Annotated in this window: 9 protein-coding genes; all 9 read right to left on the reverse strand. The window is 70.3% G+C overall.

The window, feature by feature from the left end; translation table 11 throughout:
- On the reverse strand, positions 1-507 hold a 507-nt coding region (gene frr / locus VF665_RS23820), incomplete at its 3' end, for a ribosome recycling factor (RefSeq protein WP_331055984.1).
- A gap of 36 nt (positions 508-543) precedes the next feature.
- On the reverse strand, positions 544-1,281 hold the full coding sequence (pyrH, locus tag VF665_RS23825) for a UMP kinase (RefSeq protein WP_331055985.1): 738 nt from the start codon (positions 1,279-1,281) through the stop codon (positions 544-546).
- Positions 1,278-1,877, reverse strand: a complete 600-nt coding sequence (gene tsf / locus VF665_RS23830; RefSeq protein WP_331055986.1) for a translation elongation factor Ts — start codon at positions 1,875-1,877, stop codon at positions 1,278-1,280. Before tsf ends, pyrH begins: the two co-directional genes overlap by 4 nt.
- Positions 1,878-2,080: 203 nt before the next feature.
- On the reverse strand, positions 2,081-2,944 hold the full coding sequence (gene rpsB / locus VF665_RS23835) for a 30S ribosomal protein S2 (RefSeq protein ID WP_331055987.1): 864 nt from the start codon (positions 2,942-2,944) through the stop codon (positions 2,081-2,083).
- Between the two features lie 209 nt (positions 2,945-3,153).
- Positions 3,154-3,546: a 30S ribosomal protein S9 gene (gene rpsI, locus VF665_RS23840; protein WP_331055988.1), complete on the reverse strand. Its 393-nt coding sequence runs from the start codon at positions 3,544-3,546 to the stop codon at positions 3,154-3,156.
- A 5-nt stretch (positions 3,547-3,551) separates the two neighbouring features.
- Positions 3,552-3,980 carry a 50S ribosomal protein L13 gene (rplM, locus tag VF665_RS23845; protein ID WP_331055989.1) on the reverse strand — a complete coding sequence of 143 codons (429 nt, stop codon included), beginning with the start codon at positions 3,978-3,980 and terminating at the stop codon, positions 3,552-3,554.
- Between the two features lie 623 nt (positions 3,981-4,603).
- A complete protein-coding gene (locus VF665_RS23850) occupies positions 4,604-5,461 on the reverse strand; it encodes an RNA polymerase sigma factor RpoD/SigA (RefSeq protein ID WP_331055990.1) in 858 nt (285 codons plus the stop codon).
- A 282-nt stretch (positions 5,462-5,743) separates the two neighbouring features.
- Positions 5,744-6,532 (reverse strand): signal peptidase I, encoded by a 789-nt coding sequence (lepB, locus tag VF665_RS23855; RefSeq protein ID WP_331055991.1) that lies wholly within the window; start codon positions 6,530-6,532, stop codon positions 5,744-5,746.
- 548 nt (positions 6,533-7,080) lie between these two features.
- The gene (locus VF665_RS23860) at positions 7,081-9,705 is read right to left on the reverse strand and encodes a BamA/TamA family outer membrane protein (RefSeq protein ID WP_331055992.1); all 2,625 of its coding nucleotides are present in this window, start codon (positions 9,703-9,705) and stop codon (positions 7,081-7,083) included.
- Positions 9,706-9,994: the final 289 nt, after the last annotated feature.

Here is a 9,994-nt window from a genome sequence, read left to right on the forward strand (position 1 = left end):
GACCTTGGCCACGTACTGGTCGGTCAGCTTCTGCACGTCGGCCTGCTCGCGCCGGATGTCGTCTTCGGAAAGCCCTTCATCCTTCTGGCGCGCCTTGACGTCGTCGTTGGCGTCCTTGCGCGCCTGGCGAACCGCCACGCGCGCTTCCTCCGCCATCTTGTGCAGCATCTTTACGAATTCCTTGCGCCGCTCCTCCGTCAGGGGCGGAATGGGAATGCGCACCATGTTGCCGTCGTTGCTGGGGTTGAGCCCCAGATCCGACTCGCGCAGCGCCTTTTCAATGGCCTTGATCTGGCTCTTGTCCCAGGGCTGCACCGTGAGCATGCGCGGCTCAGGCGCGCTCACCGTGCCCACCTGGTTGAGGGGGAGCATGGAGCCGTACGCCTCTACCCGCACCGAATCCAGCAGCGCGGGGTTGGCCTTGCCGGTGCGCACGCTCTGAAAGTCGCGGCGCAGCGCCTCCAGGGCGCTCTCCATTCGCTGACGGGCTTTCTGCTGGCTGGACATGACGGTTCCGGTCTCCGGATCAGGTCGTAGAAAGGCTCAGTGAACCAGCGTGCCGATGCGCTCGCCGCGCACCACCCGGGCCACCGCGCGCGGCGTGTCCAGGTTCAGCACCACGATGGGGAGGCGGTTCTCCTTGCACAGCGAAAGCCCCGCGGCGTCCATCACCCCCAGCTCGCGCGAGAGCGCGTCCAGGTACGAGATCTCGGGGATGAACTCGGCGTTCGGGTCCTTGTTGGGATCCGCCGAGTAGATTCCGTCCACCTTGGTGGCCTTGATGATCACGTCGGCGTTCATCTCGATGCCGCGCAGCACCGCCGCCGTGTCGGTGCTGAAGTACGGGTTCCCCGTGCCGCCCGCAAAGATCACCACGCGCCCCTTTTCCAGGTGGCGCATCCCCCGCCGGCGGATGTACGGCTCCGCCAGCTGCTCCATGCGAATGGCCGTGAGCACGCGGGTTTCCACCCCCTTGCGCTCCAGGCTGTTCTGAATGGCGAGGGCGTTGATGACCGTCGCCAGCATCCCCATGTAGTCGGCGCTGACCCGGTCCATGCCCTGGGCGCTGGCGGTGGTGCCGCGGACGATGTTGCCGCCCCCGATCACCAGCCCCAGCGCCACGCCCATCTCGTGCACGTAGCGGATTTCGTCGATCAGGCGGTCGACGACGGGGGGGCTGATGCCAAAGCCCTGCTCTCCGGCCAGCGCCTCGCCGGAGATCTTCAACAGCACGCGGGGATACGTGAGCCCCTCGGTCCCGCCGTCGGCCGCCCCGCTCATTCGCCCAGGCCGTAGCGCGAGAACCGGCGCACGTCGATCTTCTCGCCCGTCTTGGCGGAAACCTCGGTGATCAGCTGGCCCACGGTCTGGTCCGGGTTCTTGACGTACGGCTGCTCCAGCAGCGCCTGGTCGCTGTAGAACTTGTCGATCTTGCCGTCCACGATCTTGTCCCAGATGTGCTCCGGCTTGCCCGACTCCTTCATCTGCTCGCGGTACACCGCGCGCTCGCGCTCCACCAGCTCGGCGGGAAAGTCTTCGCGGCGGATCGCCACCGGGTTGGCCGCGGCGATGTGCATGGCGATGTCGCGCACCAGCTGCTGGAACGCGTCGTTGCGGGCCACGAAGTCCGTCTCGCAGTTCACTTCCACCAGCACGCCGATCTTGCCGCCCATGTGGATGTAGCTGCCGATGGCGCCTTCACGGGCCTCGCGCTCCGCGCGCTTGGCCGCCTTAGCCGCGCCGCGGGCGCGCAGCAGGTCAATGGCGCCCTCCATGTCGCCGCCCGACTCGCTGAGCGCGTTCTTGCACTCCATCATCCCGGCGCCGGTGCGCTCCCGGAGCTCCTTGACCGCCTGTGCGCTGATTACGTTGGACATCGTAGGGTTTCCGTCCCGGAAAAGTGCGTCGTTGGGTGTCGGCCGGCGCGCGGCGGGGCCGCGGGCCGGAGAATCGGGGTTCCGGGGCGCTCGCGCAACCCCGTGGCCCCGGCGAATTGCCCCGCGCGGCGCGCGGGTGTGGAAAGGGGCCGCCGGCGTGCTGCGCCGGAGGCCCCTGAAACACCGTCCGTCTGGCGCGGGCCTCAGCCCTCGTCGCCCCCGTCGGCACCCATCCCGGCGCCTTCCGCACGCGGGCGGCGCTTGCGGCGCGGGCGGCGCTTCTGGTTGCGGTCGTCGCCGCGGTCGGCGGGCTTCTGCTCGCCGGTCTCGCTGCTGTACGTGGTCGCCTCGGGTTCCTCGCTGCGGCGGCGGTCCTCGGCCGGCATCGCGGCGCGGGCCTCCAGAATGGCGTCGGTAATGGCGCCGCTGATCACTTCCACCGCGCGGATCGCGTCGTCGTTGCCCGCGATGGGCACCGTGAGCACGTCCGGGTCGGCGTTGGTGTCGGCGATGGCGATCACCGGAATGCCCAGCTTGTTGGCCTCGCTGATGGCGATCTTTTCACGCTTGGCGTCCACCACGAACAGCGCGCCCGGCAGGCGGCCCATGTCCTTCACGCCGGCCAGATACTTCTCCAGGCGCTCGCGCTCCCGGTCCAGCATCAGGCGCTCCTTCTTGGTGTAGTGCTCGAAGGCGCCTTCGTCCTGGCCGCGCTCCAGCTCGCGCATGCGGCGGATCTGCTTCTTGATCGTGGCGAAGTTGGTGAGCATGCCGCCCAGCCAGCGCTCCGTCACGAAGAACGAGTTCGAGCGCTCGCTCGTGCTTTCCACCACGCCCTTCAGCTGCTTCTTGGTGCAGACGAACAGGACGCGTTCACCGCGCGACACCACGCCCCGCACCAGTTCCTGGGCGAGCTCGATCTGCCGCTGCGTCTTCTTGAGGTCGATGATGTAGATGCCGTTGCGCTCCGCGAAGATGAACTTGCGCATCTTCGGGTTCCAGCGGCTGGTCTGGTGCCCGAAATGGACACCGGCTTCCAGGAGGTCCTGGATCTGGGGGACGGCCATGGTACTCGGTCCTGGGAGTGCGGTTTTCCCTGCGGCCCCACCACGGGGCCCGGGCTTCCACCGCCGTCATCCGCCCCGCCGACCGCCCCGGAAAGGGCGGCACCCGGCGCGGGCGTCGGGCAGTGTGCTTGATCGTACCGGGATTCGGGAAACACCCGTGCCGGGACGGCCCTGCGGCCATCCCGGCACGGCATCTCCCACGCTCCCGATCAGCGCTTGCTGAACTGGAAGCGCTTGCGGGCGCCCGGGCGTCCGGGCTTCTTGCGCTCCACCTCGCGCGGGTCGCGCGTCAGCAGGCCCTCGGCCCGCAGGGTGGCGCGGAATTCCTCGTTGATCTTGAGGAGCGCGCGGGCCACGCCCAGGCGAATGGCGTCGGCCTGGCCGCGAAGCCCGCCGCCGGCCACCGTCACCTTGACGTCGTACTGCCCTTCGGTCTGCGTGGCCACCAGCGGGCGGCTGGCCGACTGCTGCAGCACGTGGCGGGGCAGGTGCGCCTCCAGCGTGCGCCCGTTGACCGACCAGGTGCCGGTGCCGGGGCGCAGGTACACGCGCGCCACCGAGGTCTTGCGGCGTCCGACCGCGTTGATCTGTTCCGTCGCCATGATGATCAGAAGGTGAGGGGCTCGGGATTCTGGGCCTGGTGCGGATGCTCCGTCCCGGCGTACACCTTCAGCTTCTTGCGCATCTGGCGGCCGAGGGCGTTCTTGGGCAGCATGCCCTTCACCGCAAGCTCAATCACCCGCTCGGGGTGCTTGGCCAGCATTTCACGGAACGGGATGAACTTCTCGCCGCCCATGTAGCCGGTGTGCTTGAAGTAGGTCTTCTGGTCGGCCTTGTTGCCGCTCAGACGGACCTTGTCCGCGTTGATGACCACGACGTAGTCGCCGGTGTCCAGGTGCGGCGTGAAGATCGGCTTGTGCTTGCCGCGCAGAACGCGGGCAATCTCCGTGGCCACGCGGCCGAGGATCTTGCCCCCCGCGTCGACGACGAACCACTTGTGCTCGATCTCGCCTGCTTTGACGGAATACGTCTTCATTCGCTTTTCTCGCGCCCAAGGCGCGGGCCTGTGCCGGCCTGTGCCGGCGGGTTCTGGTGTTCCGGACGAAAACTCCGCTTCCGGCGCCGTGCCGGAGGCGGAGTGGCGTGGTCGGGACAGACCGTCACAATACATGAAGCGGGCGAATGTGTCAACCCGGGGGCGGGGAGAAGTGCGGGGTGCCGGAGTGCTCCGTGCCCGGTCTGGAAGTGCTCAGTGCCCGGTGCCCAGTGCCCGGTGCCCAGCGCCCGGTGCCCGGCCGACGCCCGTCCGGCTCACGCGCGGCTCCGGCTTCTCGGGGTCGCGCGGCGGACGTCCCGCGCCGGCACAGCCTCACAGCAGTACCGTGAGGCTTTCAGCCGTTGTTGCGGCGACTTCAGTCGCTCAGCCACCGCCCGCGGCGGGAAACTCGACCCCGAGCACCGCAGCCGTCCGCCCGGCAACCCTCCCCCAGTCTTTTTGGGGGGAGGGTGGGTGAGGGATGCGAACCCGGGTGGGGGCCGCCCTGCACTCCGCCACCCGCACCGATCCCACCCGCCCCGCACCCTCCACCAACGGCGGAGGGCGCCCGATCGCTCGAGCGCCCCAGCTCCCGGCACCACCGATCGCGCGGGCGACCGGACCTAGACCAGAAAGGTCTCCAGAAAACGAGCGCGGGACTGGTGGCGCAGGCGAAGGAGTGCCTTCTCCTTGATCTGCCGCACCCGTTCCCGCGTGATCCCGAAGCTTTCCCCGATCTGCTCCAGCGTCATGGGCTCCGTGTCGCCCAGGCCGAAGTACAGGCGCAGCACCTTGGACTCCCGCTCGCTCAGCGTCCCCAGCGCGTCGTCGATCGTGCGCTTGAGCGCGTGCTCGTACACCTCGTCGTCCGGCCCCGGCGACACCGTGTCCGACAGGTAGTCCAACAGCTGCCCGTCTTCTCCCGGCACCAGCGGAGCGTCCAGCGACAGGTACACCTGCGACATGGCCAGCGCGTGGCTGATCTCGTTTTCCGGCACCTCCAGCTCCGACGCGATCTCCTGCAGCGTGGGCTCGCGCCCCAGCTCCTGCGTGAGCGCCGAGCTGCGCTTGCCGATGCGGTGCACCGCGCCCGCCCGGCTCAGCGGCACCCGCACGATGCGCGACTGCTCCGCCAGCGCCTGCAGAATGGCCTGCCGGATCCACCACACGGCGTAGGAGATGAACTTGATCCCCTTGGTCTCGTCGAACTTCCGCGCCGCGCGCATCAGCCCGATGTTGCCCTCGTTGATCAGGTCGGCCAGCGAAACGCCCTGGTTCTGGTACTTCTTGGCGACCGCCACCACGAACCGCAGGTTGGCCCGCACCAGCCGCTCCAGCGACTCGGCCTCGCCCTCGCGAATGCGCTGCGCCAGCCGGCATTCCTCTTCGCGGTTGATGAGCGGATACGCGCTGATCTCGCGGAGGTACTGGTCCAGCGACTCGGATTCGGCCGGAAGTTTCTTGGGTGGGCTGAAGGTCATCGGCGTGCTCCGGAGGACGGAAGCGGGGGACCGTTCGGGGGGACCCGGTGGAGAATGCGCCGAGAGGCGCGGTACAGCGGGAGAGAGGCGGGCGCAGCCGCGGTGGGACGCGCCTGAGACGGAACATGGAAAACCGGCCCAAGCCTGTCAACCCCCACCCGCAAACCCGTGCCCCCGCTCGCCAAACGAGCACGGCGCGCCCCCGGTTGCCCGAGGTCGCGCCGCTATTTGTTTAGCACCTTTCCACCCTTCCCGTATCCGCCACCGCCGGCCCGGTCCGCTTCAGCGGATCACTTCGCCGATGCGGTCCCAGCGTACTCTCGTGAGCCAGTCGAACTGCTCCGTAAGGTCGTGCTGGAACGAGTAGTAGACGAACATGGGACGGCCGCGGATGGCGCGCGCGTCCAGGAACCCCCAGTAGCGCGAATCCTCCGACCGGTCGCGGTTGTCGCCCAGGGCAAAGAACTTTCCCGCGGGGACGACGAGCGGCCCCCAGTTGTCGCGCGTGGGGTGGTACGTCTTCCACGTCAGCCGGCGGTTCACCAGGTAGCCGAGCTGCCAGTCCATCTGCGGGTCCGTGGGGTCGCCCAGCGGGTCGGTGTGCCGGGCGTACGGCTCCGCAAGCTCCACGTGGTTGCGGTACAGCACCTTGTCGCGCATTTCCAGCGTGTCGCCGGGCACGCCCACGATGCGCTTGACGTAGTTCTTGTGCGGCTCGTGCGGGGGGAGAAAGACGATCACGTCGCCGCGCCGCGGGACGGAAAAGGCGGGGAGCCGCTGATGCGTGAGCGGGATCTCGGCGCCGTACACCGCCTTGTTCACCAGCAGAAAGTCGCCGATGAGCAGCGTCCCTTCCATGGAGCCGGTGGGGATCTTGAACGCCTCCACGGCAAAGGTGCGCACCACCAGAAAGAGCAGAATGGCCGTGCTCACCGCCTTGGTCCACTCCCACATCCATCGCCCGGTGCTCATCTGCCGCGGGTCCACGGCGGGCGCGGTCCGCGGGGCGGCGGGAAGGCCGGGAGGGCGGCCGGAGGGCCCGTGGAAGGGGTCGCTGTGAAGGTCGTCCATCGTACTTCCGCGAAAGGGCGGTCCCGGGCGGCCGTGACGCCGGCCGCCGGACGGGTTCCCGCGAATCTGCCTCTACCCCGCCCCGCCGGCACCCGTTCCCCGCCCGGTGCGGGCGCTGCGGTCGGTTCCCATCGGACCCGCGGCCCCACTTCCGCCGGTCCGAGCGTCTGAGAAAACCCTGCCCTCGGCATTCAGAGGGAGCGCTGCATCGGACCTTCAGCCGCTCCGGATCCTGACGCGGAGAGGAAGAATCTACTTGCCGCCGAGCCAGCGTCGCGACCAGCAGGCCCGTTCTCACAGGCGCAGTAGATCCTTCGTCGGCGCCAAAGTGCCCTGCCGCCGCAAGTGCCTCCGGCGCCTCCTCAGGATGACAAACTCATACACCATAATCGGTTAGGCGCACAGCACCTGTCATCCTGAGCGGAGCGCTGCACCGGACTGTCCGCTGCGCCAGACTGTGGCGCGGAGTCGAAGGATCTGCTTGCCGCCGAGCCAGCGTCGCGACCCGCACGCCCGTTCTCAGCAGAGCAGGGTCTTTCGACGCCGTCTCAGAACGGCAGGCCCAGGCCCGCGTACAGCCGCGTCACGTCCGCGCGTGCGTAGGTGAGCGTCAGGACGCGGCCCGTGGTCTCGAACCACACCCCGCCGCCGTACGACGGGTGCCATTCCCCCGGCGACTCGCCGTCCAGCCACACGCGCCCCGCCTCGCCGAACCCGAAGGCGCCCACGCGGCCGCGCACCAGCACGTGCACCTGCCCGAGCGGCTGGCGCAACTCCGCCGCGCCGAACGCCGAAGCGTCGCCCGCGAAGCGCTGGTACGGGTACCCGCGCAGCGACTCCAGCCCGCCCAGGTACGCGGCTTCCTGGAAGGGAAAGGCGCCGCGCACCACGGCGCCGCCCGCGCGCAGCGCCAGCGACGGACCGCCGCCCAGAAGGGGGAGGTACACGCGCCCCTCGCCCTCCACCCGGCCGAACGGCCCGCCGTCGTCGTGCGCAAAGGCGCGCGCGCCGCCCCGCAGCAGCCAGCCGCCGCGCGTGACCGGCAGCGTGTCGCGTCCGTCGATCTGCACCCCGCCCGCCAGTCCGGCCTGCGTAAGCCCGTCGCCGCCGCGCAGGGGCGCCAGCCGGTCGCGGTCGTCGCGCGGGTTCATCCAGCGCACCACCGGGCCGGCGGAGAACGAGGTGCGCGCGCCGGTCCATCCGTGCCACCGCGCCTCCGCCGTGGCCACCGAGTGCGTCACCTCGTACCGCTCCTCGATGGTTCCCGGCGACTCGTTCCCCAGCCCGTGAAAGCGGATCACGTCAAACGTCCTCGCCCCCGCCGCCAGCCGCAGCCCGTCACGCGACGAAGTGCGCCGGAAGTCCGCGTCCGCCTCCACGCCGAACCCGTCCTCCAGCGGCGCGTACACCCCGCGCAGGCTGATCATCCGCGCGTACGGGTAGCGCCGAAATCCGTACCGCGTCCACCGCGGCCCCACGCCCAGCACGGGACCCACGTTGGTCTGCCAGCGCCCGTAGGGAGCGATGGGGGCGAAGTCTGCGCCCCAGTCCCGCGGGGCGGGCGGGTTGCCGAACAGCGAGCGCGACGGGGGCGGATCGAACGGCCGCGCGTCGATCACCGTGCCGCGCCCGCGCACCAGCCGGTTGTCGCCCCGGTCGTCGTGGATCACCGTCATCCGCGCGCCGGCACTCCCCGAATCCGCCAGCACGTCGTCGCCCCCGCCGCCGATCAGGCGCACCTGGATGGAGTTGGACGCCGTCCCGCGCACCACCGCCTGGTCGTCCCCGCCCTGCAGGTACAGGCGGATCTCGCGCGTCTCGTCCGGACGAAAGTGGCGCCGGAACCAGACGCCCGGCACCTTCTCGCTGCGGATCACCACCTCCACCGTGCCGTCCGGCAGCCGCTGCACCTCCGCGCGCTCCCGCTCGTCCGTGGCGTGCACGTTCACGTCGCTGGCCAGCAGCCCGTAGAACTGCGCCGCGGCCTCCCCCAGCTGGTCGCGGCGGGAGCGCAGCTGCCCCGCCAGCCGCGCCGCGTTGAACGGCTGGTACTCCGGGGGCATCTGCCGCACCGCGCCCTCGATCACCGCGTCCGTCACCCGCGACTGCACGAAGGCGACGGCGGAATCCCACGCCGCGCGGTCCAGTTCCGAAAGCAGGCGCCGGTCCAGGTCACCCCCGGTCTTCACCAGCCCCGGAAGGTCCACGTAGTCCTCGCTCCACCGCGCCAGCTGCGGCGCCGCTGCGCGGACGGGGAGGTTGAAGAAGCCGGCGTAGTCGTTGAACGCGTTGTCGCGGTCGCGGGGAATGGGGCGCCACCGCCAGCGGCCTTCCGTCTCGTAGCCGGCCCACCGCCACTGGTCCAGGTGCCGGTCCCAGTCGCCCACCAGAATGTCCATCAGCCGGGCGACCAGGTACTCGCGCGCGTCCACCCGCTCTTCCGGATCCTCCTCCAGCCGCTCGAACAGCCGCTCCGTCCCCACCACGCGCTTGGCGCCGGCAAAGGCGGGCGCGCCCTCCTCGTCGTCTTCCGGCCGCAGCTCCACCCACCCCAGCCGGCCGGCGAAGCGCGCGCGGAACTCGCCCAGAAACGGGTGGTCGGGCATCACGTACAGCCGGGGCTGCACGTGCAGAATGCCGACCGCGGCCAGCAGCGGGTCTACCACCAGCGGGGCGGCGGGGTGCTTGTTGGCGACAAGATCCTGGGAGATCGACTGCACCGGCCCGCCGCGCAGGTCCGGCGGCAGCCCGCGCCCCGGATCCTTGTCCACGGAGCGGAACACGTACTCGCGCCCGTCCCGGCCCCGCAGGCGCAGCGACTCGGTAGCCAGGCCGCCGCCGGCCTGCTCCACCCGCAGCCCGCCGGCAAAGGTGTCCGGCGCCAGCACGGGCACGCGAACGGGGGTGGCCCACAGGTCCCGGTACGCGCCGCCCCACAGGGCGCGGTGCAGCGAGCCGGCCTGGTAGCGCGCGCCGGCCGCCACGGTGGTGGTCTGCTGCGCCGCGGCGGGGCCTGCCGCCCACCCCGCCGCCAGCGCGCAGCAGACCAGCAGGAAAGCGGCTGTGCGCGCCCGGAAAGCGGCGGCCCGTCCACCCGGAACATCAGCGTGTCCGCGCCGGACCCGGCGCCCGCCCCATGCGTCCGGAGCGCCCGCGGCAGCGTTGCCAGCCATGTGCATGCAATCGTCCACGTCAGGGGAAATCAGCAAAGCGCGCCCATTGGCCGCGGAAGAATGCAAATGGGGCGCCCGCACGCCCGGACGGGGGTGCGGGAGACAAAAAGAAGGGAGGGGCGCCGTGTGGCGCCCCTCCCCTTACCTGCCCGGCATTGCGTGCGGGAGGATTACTCCTCGCCGCGCACCGCGCCGGCCTTCACGTCCACCTGGTACGGCTGGAACTCGCAGCCCGACCGCACCGGGATGTAGATCACTTCCGGGCTGCCCGTGGCGCCGTTCTCGGCGA

It is taken from the genome of Longimicrobium sp., assembly GCF_036387355.1.
In the GTDB taxonomy this organism is placed as follows: Bacteria; Gemmatimonadota; Gemmatimonadetes; order Longimicrobiales; family Longimicrobiaceae; genus Longimicrobium.

Bases quoted from the DNA above. Each gene is read 5' to 3' on its own strand.
- rplM (WP_331055989.1), bottom strand. From the start codon at position 3,980: ATGAAGACGTATTCCGTCAAAGCAGGCGAGATCGAGCACAAGTGGTTC.
- VF665_RS23860 (WP_331055992.1), bottom strand. From the start codon at position 9,705: ATGGCTGGCAACGCTGCCGCGGGCGCTCCGGACGCATGGGGCGGGCGC.
- pyrH (WP_331055985.1), bottom strand. From the start codon at position 1,281: ATGAGCGGGGCGGCCGACGGCGGGACCGAGGGGCTCACGTATCCCCGC.
- VF665_RS23850 (WP_331055990.1), bottom strand. From the start codon at position 5,461: ATGACCTTCAGCCCACCCAAGAAACTTCCGGCCGAATCCGAGTCGCTG.
- tsf (WP_331055986.1), bottom strand. From the start codon at position 1,877: ATGTCCAACGTAATCAGCGCACAGGCGGTCAAGGAGCTCCGGGAGCGC.
- rpsB (WP_331055987.1), bottom strand. From the start codon at position 2,944: ATGGCCGTCCCCCAGATCCAGGACCTCCTGGAAGCCGGTGTCCATTTC.
- lepB (WP_331055991.1), bottom strand. From the start codon at position 6,532: ATGGACGACCTTCACAGCGACCCCTTCCACGGGCCCTCCGGCCGCCCT.
- rpsI (WP_331055988.1), bottom strand. From the start codon at position 3,546: ATGGCGACGGAACAGATCAACGCGGTCGGACGCCGCAAGACCTCGGTG.